This window comes from Serratia liquefaciens ATCC 27592, assembly GCF_000422085.1.
GTDB classification, from domain to species: Bacteria; Pseudomonadota; Gammaproteobacteria; order Enterobacterales; family Enterobacteriaceae; genus Serratia; species Serratia liquefaciens.
In genome coordinates this window covers 249,037-269,280 of sequence record NC_021741.1, presented here as the reverse complement: position 1 = coordinate 269,280, position 20,244 = coordinate 249,037, and the positions used below count along the sequence as shown (strand labels likewise).

The window sequence follows — 20,244 nt, the reverse complement described above, 5'->3', positions numbered from 1 at the left end:
CTAAAACACCTTTGGTGTTGTAAGGTTAAGCCTCACGGATCATTAGTACTGGTTAGCTCAATGCATCGCTGCACTTACACACCCAGCCTATCAACGTCTTAGTCTTAAACGTTCCTTCAGGGACCTTAAAGGCCCAGGGAAGACTCATCTCGAGGCAAGTTTCGCGCTTAGATGCTTTCAGCGCTTATCTTTTCCGCACTTAGCTACCGGGCAGTGCCATTGGCATGACAACCCGAACACCAGTGGTGCGTTCACTCCGGTCCTCTCGTACTAGGAGCAACCCCTCTCAATCTTCCAACGCCCACGGCAGATAGGGACCGAACTGTCTCACGACGTTCTAAACCCAGCTCGCGTACCACTTTAAATGGCGAACAGCCATACCCTTGGGACCTACTTCAGCCCCAGGATGTGATGAGCCGACATCGAGGTGCCAAACACCGCCGTCGATATGAACTCTTGGGCGGTATCAGCCTGTTATCCCCGGAGTACCTTTTATCCGTTGAGCGATGGCCCTTCCATTCAGAACCACCGGATCACTAAGACCTACTTTCGTACCTGCTCGAGCCGTCACTCTCGCAGTCAAGCTAGCTTATGCCTTTGCACTAACCTCACGATGTCCGACCGTGATTAGCTAACCTTCGTGCTCCTCCGTTACTCTTTGGGAGGAGACCGCCCCAGTCAAACTACCCACCAGACACTGTCCTCACCCCAGATTATGGGGCCGAGTTAGAACATCAAACATTAAAGGGTGGTATTTCAAGGTTGGCTCCACGCAGACTGGCGTCCACGCTTCAAAGCCTCCCACCTATCCTACACATCAAGGCTCAATGTTCAGTGTCAAGCTATAGTAAAGGTTCACGGGGTCTTTCCGTCTTGCCGCGGGTACACTGCATCTTCACAGCGAGTTCAATTTCACTGAGTCTCGGGTGGAGACAGCCTGGCCATCATTACGCCATTCGTGCAGGTCGGAACTTACCCGACAAGGAATTTCGCTACCTTAGGACCGTTATAGTTACGGCCGCCGTTTACTGGGGCTTCGATCAAGAGCTTCGCCTTGCGGCTGACCCCATCAATTAACCTTCCAGCACCGGGCAGGCGTCACACCGTATACGTCCACTTTCGTGTTTGCACAGTGCTGTGTTTTTATTAAACAGTTGCAGCCAGCTGGTATCTGCGACTGGCTTCAGCTCCGAGAGCAAGTCTCTTCACCTACGCGCCAGCGTGCCTTCTCCCGAAGTTACGGCACCATTTTGCCTAGTTCCTTCACCCGAGTTCTCTCAAGCGCCTTGGTATTCTCTACCTGACCACCTGTGTCGGTTTGGGGTGCGATTCTGTGTTACCTGATGCTTAGAGGCTTTTCCTGGAAGCTTGGCATCAACTACTTCTGCACCGTAGTGCATCGTCATCACGCCTCAGGGTTAGTAAGTAACCGGATTTACCAGGTCACTCCCCCTACACGCTTAAACCGGGACAACCGTCGCCCGGCTAGCCTAGCCTTCTCCGTCCCCCCTTCGCAGTAACACCGAGTACAGGAATATTAACCTGTTTCCCATCGACTACGCCTTTCGGCCTCGCCTTAGGGGTCGACTCACCCTGCCCCGATTAACGTTGGACAGGAACCCTTGGTCTTCCGGCGAGCGGGCTTTTCACCCGCTTTATCGTTACTTATGTCAGCATTCGCACTTCTGATACCTCCAGCAACCCTCACAGGTCACCTTCAACGGCTTACAGAACGCTCCCCTACCCAACAACGCCTAAGCGTCGCTGCCGCAGCTTCGGTGCATGGTTTAGCCCCGTTACATCTTCCGCGCAGGCCGACTCGACCAGTGAGCTATTACGCTTTCTTTAAATGATGGCTGCTTCTAAGCCAACATCCTGGCTGTCTATGCCTTCCCACATCGTTTCCCACTTAACCATGACTTTGGGACCTTAGCTGGCGGTCTGGGTTGTTTCCCTCTTCACGACGGACGTTAGCACCCGCCGTGTGTCTCCCGTGATAACATTCTTCGGTATTCGGAGTTTGCATCGGTTTGGTAAGCCGGGATGGCCCCCTAGCCGAAACAGTGCTCTACCCCCGAAGATGAGTTCACGAGGCGCTACCTAAATAGCTTTCGGGGAGAACCAGCTATCTCCCGGTTTGATTGGCCTTTCACCCCCAGCCACAAGTCATCCGCTAATTTTTCAACATTAGTCGGTTCGGTCCTCCAGTTAGTGTTACCCAACCTTCAACCTGCCCATGGCTAGATCACCGGGTTTCGGGTCTATACCTTGCAACTATTCGCCCAGTTAAGACTCGGTTTCCCTACGGCTCCCCTATACGGTTAACCTTGCTACAAAATATAAGTCGCTGACCCATTATACAAAAGGTACGCAGTCACACCACGAAGGTGCTCCCACTGCTTGTACGTACACGGTTTCAGGTTCTATTTCACTCCCCTCGCCGGGGTTCTTTTCGCCTTTCCCTCACGGTACTGGTTCACTATCGGTCAGTCAGGAGTATTTAGCCTTGGAGGATGGTCCCCCCATATTCAGACAGGATGTCACGTGTCCCGCCCTACTCATCGAACTCACAATTAATGCATTTTAGTGTACGGGACTATCACCCTTTACTGTGCGACTTTCCAGACGCTTCCACTAACACAAGAACTGATTCAGGTTCTGGGCTCCTCCCCGTTCGCTCGCCGCTACTGGGGGAATCTCGGTTGATTTCTTTTCCTCGGGGTACTTAGATGTTTCAGTTCCCCCGGTTCGCCTCGTTAAGCTATGTATTCACTTAACGATAGTGCAACGAATTGCACTGGGTTTCCCCATTCGGGTATCGCCGGTTATTACGGTTCATATCACCTTACCGACGCTTATCGCAGATTAGCACGCCCTTCATCGCCTCTGACTGCCTAGGCATCCACCGTGTACGCTTAGTCACTTAACCTCACAACCCGAAGGTGTTTCTGTAAACAGAGAACACTCTCGTGCTGCTACATTTGAGAGACTCTATGACAGGTTAATCCTTACCCCAATACTTCTACGGAGGGATAAGTTTCAGCTGTCATGTTTCAATTTTCAGCTTGTTCCAGATTGTTAAAGAGCAATATCTTAAACACGACTCGCAAGAGTCATCTTTAAGATGTTTTCGGTTCCAAGAACCGGTGATAATGTCTTTCACTCATTATCGGATGGCGTCCCCAAGGGGATTCGAACCCCTGTTACAGCCGTGAAAGGGCAGTGTCCTAGGCCTCTAGACGATGGGGACACGAAAATCCGATTAAACTGACTGTCTTAATCGGTTCGTATCAGCATGAGTCAGTGACTCATTACATCAACAGGTAGCGCTTTTGCTCATTACGTTTCTATCAGACAATCTGTGTGAGCACTTCACGCGAATCAATATCATTAGGTAAGGAGGTGATCCAACCGCAGGTTCCCCTACGGTTACCTTGTTACGACTTCACCCCAGTCATGAATCACAAAGTGGTAAGCGCCCTCCCGAAGGTTAAGCTACCTACTTCTTTTGCAACCCACTCCCATGGTGTGACGGGCGGTGTGTACAAGGCCCGGGAACGTATTCACCGTAGCATTCTGATCTACGATTACTAGCGATTCCGACTTCACGGAGTCGAGTTGCAGACTCCGATCCGGACTACGACGTACTTTATGAGGTCCGCTTGCTCTCGCGAGTTCGCTTCTCTTTGTATACGCCATTGTAGCACGTGTGTAGCCCTACTCGTAAGGGCCATGATGACTTGACGTCATCCCCACCTTCCTCCGGTTTATCACCGGCAGTCTCCTTTGAGTTCCCGCCATTACGCGCTGGCAACAAAGGATAAGGGTTGCGCTCGTTGCGGGACTTAACCCAACATTTCACAACACGAGCTGACGACAGCCATGCAGCACCTGTCTCAGAGTTCCCGAAGGCACTAAGCTATCTCTAGCGAATTCTCTGGATGTCAAGAGTAGGTAAGGTTCTTCGCGTTGCATCGAATTAAACCACATGCTCCACCGCTTGTGCGGGCCCCCGTCAATTCATTTGAGTTTTAACCTTGCGGCCGTACTCCCCAGGCGGTCGACTTAACGCGTTAGCTCCGGAAGCCACGCCTCAAGGGCACAACCTCCAAGTCGACATCGTTTACAGCGTGGACTACCAGGGTATCTAATCCTGTTTGCTCCCCACGCTTTCGCACCTGAGCGTCAGTCTTTGTCCAGGGGGCCGCCTTCGCCACCGGTATTCCTCCAGATCTCTACGCATTTCACCGCTACACCTGGAATTCTACCCCCCTCTACAAGACTCTAGCTTGCCAGTTTCAAATGCAGTTCCCACGTTAAGCGCGGGGATTTCACATCTGACTTAACAAACCGCCTGCGTGCGCTTTACGCCCAGTAATTCCGATTAACGCTTGCACCCTCCGTATTACCGCGGCTGCTGGCACGGAGTTAGCCGGTGCTTCTTCTGCGAGTAACGTCAATGAACAGTGCTATTAACACTGAACCCTTCCTCCTCGCTGAAAGTGCTTTACAACCCGAAGGCCTTCTTCACACACGCGGCATGGCTGCATCAGGCTTGCGCCCATTGTGCAATATTCCCCACTGCTGCCTCCCGTAGGAGTCTGGACCGTGTCTCAGTTCCAGTGTGGCTGGTCATCCTCTCAGACCAGCTAGGGATCGTCGCCTAGGTGAGCCATTACCCCACCTACTAGCTAATCCCATCTGGGCACATCTGATGGCATGAGGCCCGAAGGTCCCCCACTTTGGTCCGTAGACGTTATGCGGTATTAGCTACCGTTTCCAGTAGTTATCCCCCTCCATCAGGCAGTTTCCCAGACATTACTCACCCGTCCGCCGCTCGTCACCCAGGAGCAAGCTCCCTGTGCTACCGCTCGACTTGCATGTGTTAGGCCTGCCGCCAGCGTTCAATCTGAGCCATGATCAAACTCTTCAATTAAAAGCTTGATTTGCTTCAACTCGTGAAGCGATGCTCGAAAATTAACTTTCGTAATAATTCAACTAAATGAATTACTGCTTGGTCACTCTTCAAGACTTGATATTTTTTTGAACCCGAAGGTTCTGGATATCGTCTTGTGGAGTGCCCACACAGATTGTCTGATAAATTGTTAAAGAGCAGTGAGTTAGGTTGCTAACTCGAGGTGGCGTATATTACGCTTTTCACCTGAAGAGTCAAGCTTTTTTCTTATTAAGAAACGGTGTTTTCACCGGCTTGAATCTTTCTGGCTGGGCGACTGGTTCTCGTTAGAGGAGTCGTTGTTCCCGGTCAGTGGAGGCGCATTATAGGGAGTTCTCAGAAGGCCGCAACCCCTAAATGCAAAAAACTTTTCAAGCGCGGTATTTTTCGACAAAACGCTGCACAAGCCAGCGTTTTCGTCACTTTTCATACTGAATATGGCCAAACTCTTGGGCAAAACGTTCCACTTGCTGCCAATCGGTGTATTCCACTTCTTTACTGCTGTCTGTTTCGCCCCCGGTCATACGCATAATAAGTTGAATCATTACGCGATCGAGCCAGCGATAACGTGGATAACGCAGTGCGCCGGCAAACACGGCGCACTGTTTTGGCTGCCAAGGCGACGCCAGCAGGAACTTACGGGTATAAGCATTGGTCTGCGGGGAACGTTTGTCCGCTTTACGGGCGGTCAGGTTGACGCTAAAGAATGCGCTCGGCATCCGGTTCAATTGTTCAGCGTGGCGTTTGACGAACTTTCCCAATGTCGGATGGAAATGACCATAACGCACCGATGCGCCAATCAATACCTGCTGATACTGCGTGAGGTCAATATTATCCGCCTGCAGCAAATCGATCACATCGCAGCGCAGCGTATCCTGCAGTTTGTTTGCTATATAAGAGGCGATAGAACGTGTTTGCCCATCACGGCTAGAATAAAGAATCAGTGCCTTCACGGCGTTACTCCTTTTATCAAGGTCATTCGCGCCAGAACGTCGGCGTAAACAGAACCAGCAGTGTAAAGACCTCAAGGCGACCGAACAGCATCGTCAGAACCAGGATCCACTTTGCCGGTGCAGGCATGGTAGTAAAGTTATCCGCCACCACCCCCAACCCCGGCCCCAGGTTGTTCAGCGTCGCCGTCACAGCAGCGAAGGCAGAGAAATCATCCACACCGGTTGCGATAATGGCCAGCATGCTGACGATAAAGACCAACGCATAAGCCGAGAAGAATCCCCATACCGCCTCCAGGATCCGTTCCGGCAGTGCGCGGTTACCCAATTTTATCGTGTAAACCGCGTTAGGGTGCACCAGCCTTTTTAGCTCACGCGAGCCCTGCAAATAGAGCAACAGAATACGGATCACTTTCAGGCCGCCCCCCGTCGAACCGGCACAGCCACCGATAAAGGCAGAGCAAAGCAGCAACATCGGCAAGAATAACGGCCATTTGGAAATGCTGTCGGTAGTAAAGCCCGCCGTCGTCGCCATCGACACCACCTGGAAGAATGCCTGATTGAGCGTTTCCATACCGGTTTTGTAAACACCATGCCCCCAGAGTACGCCAGTGCAGACCACCACCAGCGTCAACTGGACGGCGATAAACATGCGAAACTCAGGATCACGCCAGTACACTTTCAGGCTGCGCCCGCTCAACAAGGCAAAGTGCAGGCCGTAGTTACAACCGGAGATCAGCAGGAAAATAGCAATAATGGTGTTGATGGTGGGACTGGCGTAGTAACCGATGCTGGCATCGTGGGTAGAGAAGCCGCCAATGGCGATGGTCGAGAAGCTGTGTCCTATGGCGTCGAACATCGACATGCCTGCCCCCCAGAGCGCCAACGCGCAGGCAATGGTCAGCAGAACATAAATCAGCCACAGGGTTTTAGCCGTTTCGGCAATGCGCGGACGCATTTTGTTATCTTTCAGTGGACCCGGCATTTCTGCCCGGTACAACTGCATCCCCCCGACACCGAGGATCGGCAGTATCGCTACGGCCAACACAATGATCCCCATCCCGCCCATCCATTGCAGCATCTGCCGATAGAACAAGATGGCTTTGGGTAACGAGTCCAACCCCACCAAGGTTGTCGCCCCCGTGGTGGTCAAACCGGAAAACGACTCGAAGAAGGCATCGGTCAGCGACAGGTTAGGCCGCTCCGAAAATAAAAACGGCAATGCCCCGACGCTGCCCAGCACCGTCCAGAACAGCACCACGATCAAAAAGCCTTCCCGCGGCTTCAACTCGTGCTTTTGTTTACGGTTAGGCCACCACAGCATCAGGCCAATGGTCACCGCCACAAAGAAGGTCTGGCTGAACGCCCGCCCTGCCCCATCGCGGTATATCAATGCCACCAGACCAGGAATAAACATCGTCCCGGAGAACAGGATGACCAACAAACCCACGATACGGGTAATAGCGCGAAAATGCATTTCAGCACGATCCTTAGCAATTCAGTTGGGGGGAATTATTGCGAAATGGGGGTTAATTGCAAATTACCGCGACTGAGATCACGTAATTTATTCCCGAACGCCTCAACGCCGGTGACCGGTAAAGCCAGATGCAGCACGACGGAGGCACCATATTCCCCCTGTACAATCCGCCCTTCTGTTTGCTGCAACAGATTCTCTACCAGTGCCAACTGAGCATAGTCGCATTGCAAAGTATATTCGGCCTGCGGGATCTTGTAGCTTACGGCCAACTGTTTTAATGCCAGCTGCACCCCGCTGCCGTAGGCTCTTACCAAACCGCCGGTGCCCAACTTGATACCGCCGTAGTAACGTACCACTACGGCGGTGATTTCGCCTATGCCACTACCCATAAGCTGCGCAAGGATAGGTTTACCCGCCGTGCCGGAGGGCTCCCCGTCATCTGAGAAGCCTAATTGCTGAGAATCGGTCGGCGGCCCGGCGACAAATGCCCAGCAATGGTGCCGCGCTGCCGGGTGCTCATCACGTACCTGCTGAATAAACGCCTTGGCCGCATCAACCCCGCTGGTCGGCGCCAGCAGGGTGATAAAACGGCTCTTCTTGATTTCCTCGCTGACGCTAATGGGGCCTGCGGGGATCGGATAAGGCTGCATCAGGCCAGGTTCAGGTCGCGCGTCATGTTCTCAATGCGCTTTTCATGGATCACGATATTGTCTTCAATACGGATACCACCATAAGGTTTCAGCGCATCGATACGATCCCAGGCAAAGTGTTGGCTGAATTCGCCGCTGCGCCACGGTGCAAGCAGGGATTCAATAAAGTAGAGGCCAGGTTCGATGGTCAACACCATGCCAGGTTGTAATACGCGGGTGCAGCGCAGGTATGGGTACTTAGATGGCGCTGCCAGGTGAGTACCTTGTTCATCCTGCATAAAACCGGCTGAGTCGTGTACCTGCAGGCCCAGAGGATGGCCCAAACCGTGCGGCAGGAATGGCGTGGTAAGCCCTTGTTCCACCATGGCTTCTTCGCTGATACCGCTCACCAGTTTGTGGCTTTTAAGCAATTTGGCGATGCGCTGGTGCATCTGCACATGGTAATCGGTGTAACGCACACCGGCTTTGATGGTTTCCATCAGCGCCAACTGCTCGTTATTAAGATCTTTAACCAACTGGGCGAAATCGCTGCCGCTCTGGCCAGCATAAGTACGAGTCAGGTCGGCCGCATAGCCGTTATATTCCGCACCAGCATCGATCAAGAAGCTCAGCATTTCAGCCGGCGGTTGGTGATCCAGCGTGGTGTAATGCAGTACCGACGCATGCTCATTCAGCGCAACGATATTGTCGTAAGGCACATCGGTATCGCGATGGCCTGTCGCCGTGAGATAAGCCAGGTTGATATCAAACTCACTCATGCCTGACAGGAAAGCTTCGTGGGCAGCACGATGCCCCATAACCGCGGTCTTCTGCGCTTCACGCATGCAGGCCAGCTCGTAGCCAGTTTTGATTGAGCGATGGAAGTCGAAGTAGTTCAGCACCGCTTTAGGGTTAACGTTCTCTGCCGAAATACCGAGATCGCGAGCGCGCTGTTGCGCATAACCGATATAGCCCACGCGCTCACGCTGGGCTGGCAGCTGCTGAGCGATATCGTCAGCATTGGCCAGCGGTATCAGTTCAACAGATTTGGTCCAGAAACTGTCCGGCAGCGGCTCAACGCTATGCCAGTAATCGACCGGCGAATAGAACCACAGCTTCGGTTTGTTAACGCCGTCCACCCACAGCCAGCAGTTTGGAACCGAAGTCACCGGTACCCAGGCTTTAAAATGCGCATTCACTTTGAACGGATAACTGCGGTCGTCCTGGAATATCCGCTGCAGTTCCCCTGAGTGAATCAGCAACGCGTCCAGTTTGTTGCGCGTTAACACTTCACGCGCCCGTTTTTGCAGTTCTGCAAGGTGGTCGTTATACAAAGAAGCCAGTGTTTCCATCACAATACCCTTTTACATACCATTAGAACGGAATGCCTCATCTTAGCACACCGTTCCTGCGTACCAACCTCATCCCCTCTGGCATGCGGGGCGCTTCGCAAATCACTGTAAATGTCGTTACATCCGCAGCTTAACAATTAACCAGGCGATAAAACCTGACGAGGCGATCGCGGCGGCCCACAGACCGTGATGCTCAAGCAAAACGGCACCGGCCGCAGCGATACCCGCCAGGCACTGCTGCAGAAACCCACACAACGCCATGGCATAGGCACCCTGCTCTTTGGCATCGCTGACGGCCATCGCCATACTGTTAGGGAACAATACCGCCTGGCCAAAAATCGTCAGGCAGTACAGCACAATGAATAACGCCATACCGGAAAGCCCCACCAGCACACCGCTCCACCACAGCAGCATGATCGCGACGGTCGTCATAGCGACAATACTCGCTCCTACCTGCATTAGCCGTTTGCCGCCGAAACGCGCCACCGTCCGATTCACCGCCATCGCCCCGGTAAAGTAAGCTACGCCGATCACCAATCCCAGCGCCCCAAAGGCCGTCACGTTCAGACCAAACCCCTGCTGCATTATAAACGGGCTCACCTCTTGCAGGGTTACCGTAGTAGCGAACCCTAATCCACCGACGCATGCCGGCCAGAAAAATCCAGGCCGACGCAAAATGCGCCAATAGGCCGTGGCCATCGGCGGACGAGGCCCCGCCCCCCTGCCAGCTTCCAACGGCAGCGTCTGCATAAGCAGCAGGATCGCCAGCCCGGTCAGCCCCATCAGTACAAAGCCCATTTGCCAGTGCGAATATTGGCTCAGCAACCCACCGATAAACTGCCCACCGCCCAACGCGGCGATAAAGGCAATCGACAACACCGAAAGGCGTCGTGCCAGCTCGTCGCCGCTCCAGTTATCGCGAACAATAATACGTGCGATGATCGCGGCGCCCCCGGCGGCAATGCCCTGCAGTGCCCTCAGCACCAATAATTGGGTGCCATTGCTGCAAAACGCCAGCAGCGCGCTGCAACTGATAAACAACGCCAACGACAACGTCAGCGGCAGGCGCCGCCCAAAGCGATCGGCTGCCGCGCCCCAGAACAGCACCGGTAGCGCGGCGCCAATGACGAATATTGATATCGATAGCTCGGTGGCACGGCGCGTCATCGACAATTCCTGCATCACCGTCGGCAACGAAGGCAGATACACCGTTGTCGCCATCTGCGCCATGAAGACCAGCAAGCAGGCCAGCGTCATGGTTCTGGCGGGAAGACTCCAAAACCCACTCTGTTTTGCACATACCGCTTTACTCATTTCGCACCTCTGGGTATTTAGCGCTTCGCTCCGGCAAGTGTATGAGGGGTTTCCCACACCAGCAAATCACCATAAGGCATAAAATATAACTTCGTTTTAAATCAAAATATTAACCCATAGTCATGTGATCCGCCCTGCAAAAATGCAATCTCTTATTTGCATATTGTTAACATAAAAACCACACTCCTCATCATCTGGTCATACCAGATCAAACGCTGATTCAGGAGATAGACATGCTCTACCAAGGCGAAACATTACAACTGCACTGGCTCGACAACGGCATCGCCGAGCTGGTGTTCAATGCCCCAGGTTCTGTAAACAAGCTTGATACCCGCACCGTTGCCAGCCTGGGCGAAGCGCTCACGGTTTTGGAAAAGCAGACCGAGCTGAAAGGCCTACTGCTGCGTTCCACGAAAGCCGCCTTTATTGTCGGCGCCGATATCACCGAGTTCCTTTCTTTATTTGCGGCTCCAGCAGAAAAACTGCAGGAATGGCTGGTCTTTGCCAATAGCATCTTTAACCGGTTGGAAGATCTGCCGGTACCGACCATTTCGGCCATTAACGGCTATGCGCTCGGCGGCGGTTGCGAATGCATTTTGGCTACAGACTTCCGCGTCGCTTCACCGGATGCACGCATTGGCCTGCCGGAAACCAAACTGGGCATCATGCCTGGTTTCGGCGGTTCCGTACGTTTACCACGCCTGTTGGGTAACGACAGCGCACTGGAGATCATCGCCGCCGGTAAAGACGTCAGCGCCAAAGACGCACTGAAGGTTGGCCTGGTAGATGCAGTGGTTGCCCCGGAAAAATTGGTCGATGCCGCGCTGAAAATGCTGCAACAGGCGATCGACGGCAAACTGGATTGGCGCGCTTATCGTCAGCCAAAGCTCGAGCCATTGAAGCTTAGCCCAATCGAAGCCGCCATGAGTTTCACCACCGCCAAAGGCATGGTGATGCAAACCGCGGGCAAACATTACCCGGCACCGATGACCGCGGTCAAAACCATTGAGGCCGCTGCCAAGCTGGGTCGCGATGAAGCGTTGAAATTGGAAACCGCCAGCTTTGTGCCATTGGCCCGCTCCAAAGAGGCGCGCGCCCTGGTCGGCATCTTCCTCAACGATCAGTTTGTGAAAAGCCAGGCGAAGAAGCGGGCGTTGAATGCTGAAGCACCGAAGCAAGCTGCTGTGTTGGGGGCCGGTATCATGGGTGGCGGCATCGCCTACCAGTCCGCGCTGAAAGGCGTGCCGGTAATCATGAAAGACATCAGCGACAAATCCCTGACGCTCGGCATGAATGAAGCCGCCAAGCTGCTGAACAAGCAGTTGGAGCGCGGCAAGTTGGACGGCATGAAGATGGCCCAGGTGCTGTCGACCATTCAGCCAACGCTGGACTATGCCGGTATCGAGCGCGCACAGGTCATCGTCGAAGCCGTGGTCGAGAATCCTAAGATCAAGGCGGCAGTGCTGTCCGAAGTGGAAGGTCTGATTGGCGAGGATACCGTCCTGGCTTCCAATACGTCGACCATTCCGATCAATCATCTGGCGAAATCGCTGAAACGTCCGCAGAATTTCTGCGGCATGCATTTCTTTAACCCGGTACACCGTATGCCGCTGGTAGAAATCATCCGCGGCGAGCAGACCAGCGACAGCACTATTGCTGCGGTGGTGGCCTACGCCAGTCGTATGGGTAAAACGCCGATTGTGGTGAATGACTGCCCGGGGTTCTTCGTCAACCGCGTGCTGTTCCCGTATTTCGCCGGTTTTAGCCTGCTGCTGCGCGACGGCGCGGATTTCCGTCAGATCGACAAAGTGATGGAAAAACAGTTTGGCTGGCCAATGGGCCCGGCTTATCTGCTCGACGTGGTGGGGATTGATACCGCGCACCATGCCCAGGCAGTGATGGCTTCCGGTTTCCCTGAGCGTATGGGCAAAGATTACCGTGACGCTATCGACGTGATGTTCGATAACCAGCGTTTCGGTCAGAAAAATCAGTTGGGCTTCTATCGTTACAGTCAGGACAACAAAGGCAAGCCGCGTAAAGACAACGATGAGCAAACCGATGCGCTGTTGGCGACCGTCAGCCAGCCACGTCAGACCGTCAGTGACGAAGAAATTATCGCCCGCATGATGATCCCGATGATCAATGAAGTGGTGCGTTGTCTGGAAGAAAACATCATCGCCAGCCCGGCCGAGGCAGATATGGCACTGGTCTACGGCATCGGTTTCCCGCCGTTCCACGGAGGGGTATTCCGCTACCTGGATACGCTTGGCACCACCCATTACGTCGAACTGGCTCAGCGTTACGCGCATCTTGGCGCTCTGTATCAGGTGCCTTCCGGCCTGCGCGCCAAAGCCGAACGTAATGAAAGCTACTACCCGGTGGCAGCGCCGCTGTCCGATGTCTCCACTGGCCAACCGGCATGAGGTCATAAAGATGGAAAACGTAGTTATTGTTGATGCCGTACGCACGCCGATGGGCCGCTCCAAGGGCGGAGCCTTCCGCCAGGTACGAGCCGAAGATCTTTCCGCTCACCTGATGCGTGCCGTACTGAGCCGCAATTCGGCGTTGGACGCAGCCGAAATTGACGACATTTACTGGGGTTGTGTGCAACAGACGCTGGAGCAGGGCTTTAACATCGCCCGTAACGCTTCGCTGCTGGCAGAGATCCCGCACAGCGTACCGGCCGTAACCGTCAACCGGTTATGCGGCTCCTCCATGCAGGCGCTGCACGATGCAGCGCGCGCCATTATGGTCGGCGACGCGCACGTCAGCCTGATTGGCGGCGTCGAACATATGGGCCACGTGCCGATGAACCACGGCGTGGATTTCCACCCGGGGCTCAGCCGCAGCGTGGCAAAAGCCGCCGGCATGATGGGCCTGACCGCCGAGATGCTGGCCAAGATACACAATATCAGCCGTCAGATGCAGGACGAGTTCGCCGCGCGTTCGCACCAACGTGCGCATGCCGCCACCCTGGCCGGCTACTTCAAGAATGAAATTATTCCCACCACCGGCCACGACGCCGACGGTGTGCTGACCCGTTATGACTTCGACGAAGTGATCCGCCCGGAAACCACCGTTGAAAGCCTTGCGGCACTGCGCCCGGCATTCGATCCGGTCAACGGCACTGTGACCGCCGGCACCTCTTCGGCCTTGTCCGACGGGGCATCCGCCATGCTGCTGATGAGTGAATCTCGTGCCAAAGCGCTCGGTCTGAAAGCCCGTGCACGCATTCGCTCAATGGCGGTCGTCGGCTGCGATCCGTCCATTATGGGCTACGGCCCGGTGCCTGCCAGCAAGCTGGCGTTGAAGCGCGCCGGACTGACCGTGCAGGACATCGACCTGTTCGAACTGAACGAAGCCTTTGCTGCACAGTCATTGCCATGCATCAAGGATCTGGGCCTATTGGACAGCATCGATGACAAGATCAACCTGAACGGCGGCGCCATTGCGCTGGGTCACCCGCTGGGTTGCTCGGGCTCCCGCATCTCTACCACCCTGCTGAACAACATGGAACGCCGCGATGTGCAGTTCGGTCTGGCGACCATGTGTATTGGCCTGGGCCAGGGGATTGCCACCGTCTTTGAACGCGTTTAGCTGTGTCTATTTGGCCTGACTGCGTCACACTTTAAACCGCAGCACGCCAACAAGTTTAGTTGCCGTACTTCCCGCCTGTCAGGGGCGGGTTTTTTTATGCCTGAAATCCGCAGACGGCCAATAAAAAAGGGCAGCCATTGGCCACCCCATTTTTACCCACTTCGCCGCTTAGATAAACGAGAAGGCATCGCCAAACATGTGCGCTTCCAGCGCGCCACGTTCGGCACAGAAGCGTTCACGAGCGATTTTCGCCATCTCGAAACGACCGGCAATATAAATGTCGTGCTCCGCCAGCGTACCGAAATCCTGCAATACCGCACTGAGCACCGTGCCGCTGCGGCCACGCCACTCTTCTTCCGGCTGTTCAACCACCGGAATGACTTTCAGGTTCGGATGCTGTACTGACAGCGCTTCCAGCTCGCTCAAATCATACAGGTGCTTGAGCTCGCGTCCGCCCCAATAGATAGAGATATCGCGGTCAGGCTGCTGCTCGAGTGCGGCCAATAGAATCGAGCGCGCATATGAGAAGCCGGTGCCGCCGGCGATCAATACCAGTGGACGGCTGCCCTCTTCACGCAGCCAAGCGTCACCGTGCGGAATATCAACGGTAATCGCCTGCTCTTTCAGAATGCGATCCATCACTGCCATGGCGTACAGATTCAGTTCCGAAGCACCGATATGCAGTTCAATATAATCCTGCTCTGTCGGGGTCGATGCCAGCGAGAACGGACGCTTGTCGCGCTCATCCATCACCACCATCAGATACTGCCCTGCCTTGAAAGAAAACGGCGCCTCTGGCACCAAACGTACCCGGTAAACCGTATCGGTAATGGCCTCTACGGAGGTCACTTTACAGCTCAATATTGTCATGCGTTCCCTCTGTCGGGTCATCAATGCAAAACTGAGAACAGAGCCTGACATCCCCTTCATATTTGAAGCTGCATCTTTGTTGGCTTTTCTCGCTTACCCCAGTCACTTACTCAAGTAAGCTCTTGGGGTGCGCTGCGTTGCCGCCGCAATGCAACTCCAATTATTTTGGGTACATTATAATGTCGGTTCTCTGTCACTGAAAATTGCGAGCTCATCCCAGATGTCATCGATGCGCGCACGCACCTTTTCATCCATCTCAATCGGACGGCCCCATTCGCGCTCGGTTTCACCCGGCCATTTATTGGTGGCATCCAGCCCCATCTTCGAACCCAAACCGGAAACCGGTGAGGCGAAGTCCAGATAATCGATCGGCGTATTCTCCACCATCACGGTATCCCTTGCCGGATCCATTCTGGTGGTAATCGCCCAAATCACATCATTCCAGTCACGCGCATTGACGTCATCGTCGCAGACGATAACAAACTTGGTGTACATAAATTGACGCAGGAACGACCAGACGCCCATCATTACGCGTTTAGCATGACCAGCATACTGTTTCTTGATGGTCACCACCGCCAGACGATAAGAACAGCCTTCGGGCGGCAGATAGAAATCGACAATTTCCGGGAACTGCTTTTGCAGAATGGGAACGAAGACTTCGTTCAGCGCCACGCCCAGCACCGCAGGCTCATCCGGCGGACGGCCGGTGTAGGTCGAGTGGTAAATGGCATCGCGACGCTGGGTGATGTGAGTGATGGTAAATACCGGGAAGTGGTCGATCTCGTTGTAGTAACCGGTGTGATCGCCATACGGGCCTTCCGGTGCCATTTCACCCGGTTCAATGTAGCCTTCCAACACGATTTCCGCGCTGGCCGGCACTTCCAAATCGCAGGAGAGGCACTTGACCACTTCGGTTTTGTTGCCACGCAGCAGCCCGGCAAAAGCATATTCAGACAGGGTATCCGGTACCGGCGTCACCGCGCCGAGGATAGTGGCGGGATCCGCCCCTAATGCCACCGCAACCGGGAAACGCTCACCAGGGTGCGCCTGACACCATTCCTGATAATCCAACGCGCCGCCACGGTGGGACAGCCAACGCATGATCACTTTATTTTTGCTCAGCACCTGCTGGCGATAGATGCCAAGATTCTGGCGCTCTTTTTGCGGCCCGCGGGTTACCGTCAGCCCCCAGGTGATCAGCGGCGCAGCGTCTTCCGGCCAGCAGTGCATCACCGGGATACGGCTGAGATCAACGTCATCGCCCTGCCATACTTGTTCCTGACAAGGGGCTGAACCCAACACCTTGGTCGGCATGTTCAACACTTGTTTGAACTTCGGCAGTTTGTCGAACAGATCGCGAAAGCCCTTCGGCGGCTCTGGCTCTTTCAGGAACGCCAGCAACTTGCCGACCTCGCGCAACGAGCTGACATCTTCCTGGCCCATGCCCATCGCAACGCGGTTGGCGGTACCGAACAGATTGCACAACACCGGCATATCGTACCCTTTAGGGTTTTCGAACAGCAGTGCCGGGCCGCCCGCACGTAAAGTACGATCGGCAATTTCTGTCATTTCCAGATAGGGATCAATCGGCTGGCTGATGCGTTTTAGTTCCCCTCTCTTTTCCAGCAACGAGAGGAAATCGCGTAAGTCACGGTATTTCATGCTGATCATTATAACGGCCAGTGAGGAGGGCATTATAAGCCCTCTTCACAGTTGTTGCTGCACTTTTGTTAAACACCGGTAAAGACATCGTCGGCGTTAGTGGCAGGTAAAGGGCACCAGCGGACGCAATGCCCGGGTATCGCGATATTCCTGAGTTTCCACACCGTGGCGGAACACCTTGAAACCTTGATCTCTGGCGCTAAAGTAACGCAGATCATTACCCTCAACGTGCAACAGGCTGCCCTCGCGCAGCGCCACCACGGATTCGCTCGGGTTAACCGCGCAGAACTCGGCCAGGCGTTCATCACGGGTTTCCCCCATGTGGCCGCTAATATGGGCGTCGATGTAATGTGGGTTAATCTGCACCGGGAACAGGCTCAGCGCTGGCAGTACGACGCTGTTACGCACCGGCATGTCATTGGTGGTGCGAATACTTGGTGTGGCAACGTTACACCCTGCGCTCCACCCCACGTAGGGCACGTTACGTTCACGAACCGCCCGTTGAATCGGGACGATTAGGCCGTTTTCATGCAGCATCTGGTTCAGCATCCAGGTATTGCCGCCGCTGACCAAAATGCATTCTGCCTGTTCAATCGCCGCCGCGGGAGAGTCGGCGTGGTGAATACTGGTGACCTTGATGCCGAGAATTTTCGCCAGTTCCTGTGCACGCTTATCGTAATCGCTGCGGATCATGGCATAGGGGATAAATACGGCGGACGTAATGCCACGGCGCGCGATCATCGCCAGCAAGTGGCTCTTGGCATAACCCAGCAGCTCATCCTCACCGGACAGCTTGCCGTTGCTCAACAAAAATAACTCCATTTTTCCCCCTCAATCGAAAACGATGAATAACGTCACACCCGACGAAAGCAGCACAAGGCATACTCCGACGGTAACAAATTTTTAGCCCTCTGTTATACCCAAGCCGTGCGAATAAGTGTGTGACCCCTCGCTAATTGCCAACGATTCATGCAGATAGCGGCCGTTACATGCTGAAACTTGCATCACTATGTATCCGTAATGGCTTTTGATATGCTTACCGGCTGACAGAAAGGCATGTGAAATTATGGAATCTTGGTACCTACTGTATTGCAAGCGCGGCCAACTTTTACGGGCGCAGGACCATTTGGAACGGCAGGAAGTGAACTGCCTGAGTCCGATCATAACGCTGGAAAAGATCGTACGCGGTAAACGCATTGCGGTCAGCGAACCCCTGTTTCCGAACTACCTGTTTGTGAAGTTCGATCCGGAGCGCATCCACACCACCACCATCAGTGCAACTCGTGGTGTCAGCCACTTTGTACGCTTTGGTTCAACGCCGACCACTATCCCGCAGAAAGTCATCGAAGAGCTGCAGACGCATACCGGTGAAACCTACGTCGATCCGGAAACGCCACAGCCGGGTGATAGCGTGTTAATCGTCGATGGCGTGTTCGAAGGGCTGAAGGCGATTTACACCGAGCCGGACGGCGAAGCCCGTTCGATGCTGCTGCTGAATCTGATCAACAAGCAGGTCAGCCAAAGCGTGGATAACCGGCAATTCCAAAAACTGTAATGCAAAAAGGCGCCCAGGGCGCCTTTTACATAGATGACTTACGCCTTAGCGCTGCATCGCTTCGTCATGCATCCACTGAGCGACTCGCTTGGCGAAGTAGGTCAGTACGCCATCGGCGCCGGCACGCTTAAAGCACATCAGCGATTCCATCACCGCCGGTTGCTCCTGCAACCAACCATTTTGAATCGCCGCCATGTGCATCGCATACTCACCGGAAACCTGATAGGCGAAAGTCGGCACGCCAAAGGTATCCTTCACCCGACGCACTACATCGAGATACGGCATACCAGGCTTCACCATCACCATATCCGCACCTTCCTGCAGGTCCTGTGCGATCTCCTGCAGCGCTTCGTCGCTGTTGGCCGGGTCCATCTGATAGGTTTTCTTGTTGCCGCCTTTCAGATTACCGCTGGAACCGAGCGCATCGCGGAACGGGCCATAGTAGCAAGACGCATATTTGGCGGAGTAAGCCATGATTTGAGTATTCACCAGGCCCTGATGTTCCAGGCGATCGCGGATCGCGCCGATACGGCCGTCCATCATGTCACTGGGTGCCACGATCTCTGCTCCGGCTTCCGCGTGAGACAGCGCCTGACGAACCAGGATCTCTTTGGTGATGTCGTTAATGACATAACCTTGTTCGTCGATAACGCCGTCCTGACCGTGAGTGGTGTAGGGATCGAGCGCCACGTCCGTCAGAATACCCAGCTCAGGCACCGCGTCTTTCAGTGCACGCACCGTACGCTGTACCAGACCTTCCGGGTTATAAGCTTCTTCCGCATGCAGTGACTTCAGGCCAGGTTCAATCACCGGGAACAGGGAGATCACCGGCACGCCAAGTTTGGCGATAGCTTCCGCTTCTTTGATCAGCAGATCGATGCTCATGCGCGATACGCCGGGCATCGATGCCACCGCTTCCTGACGGTTACTGCCTTCCATGACAAATACCGGATAAATCAGGTCGTTAACCGTCAGTTGGTTCTCGGCCACCAGGCGGCGGCTGAAATCGTGACGGCGCACACGGCGCATACGGCGACCCGGGAAGGTACCCGGAAATGCATAGCTCATAGTTTTCTCCTAACTCATTCCAGCCGGAATAGCCGGCGGGCGTTCTCATCGGTTTTCTGCCCCAGCCATTCGGGATCTTCTTGTCGCCAGGTAGCCACCTGCCGGACGATATGAGGCAAAAAACAGGGTTCGTTGCGGCGAGATGCAGGTTTCGGATGTAAATCCCGGGGCAACAGATAGGGTGCGTCGGTTTCCAACAACAGACGTTCGGCCGGGATCTGCGGCAGCAATGCACGCAACTCCAGGCCACGTCGCTCATCACAGACCCAACCGGTAATCCCGATCGACAGGCCCAGCGACAAGCAACTTTCTAATTCTTCGGCGGTGCCGGTAAAACAGTGCACCACAGCCGCGGGCAGTTTATCCAACCACGGCGTCAACAGTGCGGCAAAACGTGCGTGCGCATCACGGCAGTGAAGAAAAACCGGCATCTCCAGCTCCGCCGCCAGCGCCAGCTGGGCGCTGAATGCCCTCTCCTGCTGCTCTGGGGTAGAAAAGTTACGGTTAAAGTCCAGCCCGCATTCACCTATCGCTACGACCTGCTGCTGCGAGGCCAACTCGCGGATCCGCTCCGCGGTCTGCTCATTCCAACTGCTGGCCTGATGGGGATGCACACCGGCGGTGGACCAGCAATAACCAGGATGCTGCTGCGCCAGTTCACAAGCAGCCTGGCTTTCCTGCAAATCAGTACCGGTAATCAATAGCCCTGTCACACCTGCGGCTCGTGCGCGATCCAGCACCGCTGGGCCGTCTTTGGCAAACTGTGAACTGGTGAGGTTTACGCCAATATCAAACATGGTTTTCCCAATGCAAAAG

The 20,244-nt window shown here is 54.6% G+C and carries 13 protein-coding genes, 1 tRNA gene and 2 rRNA genes; 3 read left to right on the top strand and 13 right to left on the bottom strand.

Annotated elements, in window-relative coordinates; genetic code table 11:
• Positions 1–21 precede the first annotated feature (21 nt).
• The 8 genes from M495_RS01200 to M495_RS01165 all read right to left on the bottom strand — a co-directional run bounded on the left by M495_RS01200 (position 22) and on the right by M495_RS01165 (position 10,676).
• Positions 22–2,929: ribosomal RNA gene (locus M495_RS01200) — 23S ribosomal RNA — on the bottom strand.
• Positions 2,930–3,174: 245 nt separating this feature from the next.
• Positions 3,175–3,250, bottom strand: a tRNA-Glu gene (locus tag M495_RS01195).
• A 145-nt stretch (positions 3,251–3,395) separates the two neighbouring features.
• Positions 3,396–4,936 (bottom strand): 16S ribosomal RNA (locus M495_RS01190).
• The 16S and 23S rRNA genes sit together here with 1 tRNA gene alongside, the layout of an rRNA operon.
• Before the next feature lie 437 nt (positions 4,937–5,373).
• Positions 5,374–5,907 carry a menaquinone-dependent protoporphyrinogen IX dehydrogenase gene (gene hemG, locus M495_RS01185; RefSeq protein WP_020824857.1) on the bottom strand — a complete coding sequence of 178 codons (534 nt, stop codon included), beginning with the start codon at positions 5,905–5,907 and terminating at the stop codon, positions 5,374–5,376.
• Between the two features lie 22 nt (positions 5,908–5,929).
• Positions 5,930–7,381 (bottom strand): Trk system potassium transporter TrkH, encoded by a 1,452-nt coding sequence (trkH, locus tag M495_RS01180; RefSeq protein ID WP_020824856.1) that lies wholly within the window; start codon positions 7,379–7,381, stop codon positions 5,930–5,932.
• A 35-nt stretch (positions 7,382–7,416) separates the two neighbouring features.
• Entirely contained in the window at positions 7,417–8,031 is a 615-nt protein-coding gene (locus M495_RS01175; protein ID WP_020824855.1) for an IMPACT family protein, read from the bottom strand.
• Positions 8,031–9,362: a Xaa-Pro dipeptidase gene (gene pepQ / locus M495_RS01170; protein WP_020824854.1), complete on the bottom strand. Its 1,332-nt coding sequence runs from the start codon at positions 9,360–9,362 to the stop codon at positions 8,031–8,033. Before pepQ ends, M495_RS01175 begins: the two co-directional genes overlap by 1 nt.
• Positions 9,363–9,479: 117 nt before the next feature.
• A complete protein-coding gene (locus tag M495_RS01165; RefSeq protein ID WP_041414122.1) occupies positions 9,480–10,676 on the bottom strand; it encodes an MFS transporter in 1,197 nt (398 codons plus the stop codon).
• A gap of 233 nt (positions 10,677–10,909) precedes the next feature.
• Between M495_RS01165 and fadB the strand changes: the two genes are divergently transcribed.
• Entirely contained in the window at positions 10,910–13,099 is a 2,190-nt protein-coding gene (fadB, locus tag M495_RS01160) for a fatty acid oxidation complex subunit alpha FadB (RefSeq protein WP_020824852.1), read from the top strand.
• Between the two features lie 10 nt (positions 13,100–13,109).
• Positions 13,110–14,273, top strand: a complete 1,164-nt coding sequence (gene fadA / locus M495_RS01155) for an acetyl-CoA C-acyltransferase FadA (protein ID WP_020824851.1) — start codon at positions 13,110–13,112, stop codon at positions 14,271–14,273.
• Positions 14,274–14,441: 168 nt separating this feature from the next.
• Here fadA and fre read toward each other — a convergent pair whose 3' ends face one another.
• From fre to pepE, 3 genes are all read right to left on the bottom strand, one after another.
• Positions 14,442–15,143, bottom strand: a complete 702-nt coding sequence (gene fre, locus M495_RS01150) for an NAD(P)H-flavin reductase (protein WP_020824850.1) — start codon at positions 15,141–15,143, stop codon at positions 14,442–14,444.
• Between the two features lie 174 nt (positions 15,144–15,317).
• Positions 15,318–16,838, bottom strand: coding sequence for a 4-hydroxy-3-polyprenylbenzoate decarboxylase (gene ubiD / locus M495_RS01145; protein WP_020824849.1), 1,521 nt, complete (start codon positions 16,836–16,838; stop codon positions 15,318–15,320).
• A 63-nt stretch (positions 16,839–16,901) separates the two neighbouring features.
• Positions 16,902–17,627, bottom strand: coding sequence for a dipeptidase PepE (gene pepE / locus M495_RS01140; protein ID WP_020824848.1), 726 nt, complete (start codon positions 17,625–17,627; stop codon positions 16,902–16,904).
• A gap of 244 nt (positions 17,628–17,871) precedes the next feature.
• On the opposite strand from pepE, the gene rfaH reads away from it, so the two are divergent.
• On the top strand, positions 17,872–18,360 hold the full coding sequence (rfaH, locus tag M495_RS01135) for a transcription/translation regulatory transformer protein RfaH (RefSeq protein ID WP_020824847.1): 489 nt from the start codon (positions 17,872–17,874) through the stop codon (positions 18,358–18,360).
• A gap of 45 nt (positions 18,361–18,405) precedes the next feature.
• On the opposite strand, the gene hemB is transcribed toward rfaH, so the two are convergent.
• Positions 18,406–19,428 (bottom strand): porphobilinogen synthase, encoded by a 1,023-nt coding sequence (hemB, locus tag M495_RS01130; RefSeq protein ID WP_020824846.1) that lies wholly within the window; start codon positions 19,426–19,428, stop codon positions 18,406–18,408.
• Between the two features lie 14 nt (positions 19,429–19,442).
• The gene (gene tatD / locus M495_RS01125) at positions 19,443–20,225 is read right to left on the bottom strand and encodes a 3'-5' ssDNA/RNA exonuclease TatD (protein ID WP_041415158.1); all 783 of its coding nucleotides are present in this window, start codon (positions 20,223–20,225) and stop codon (positions 19,443–19,445) included.
• Positions 20,226–20,244 lie beyond the last annotated feature (19 nt).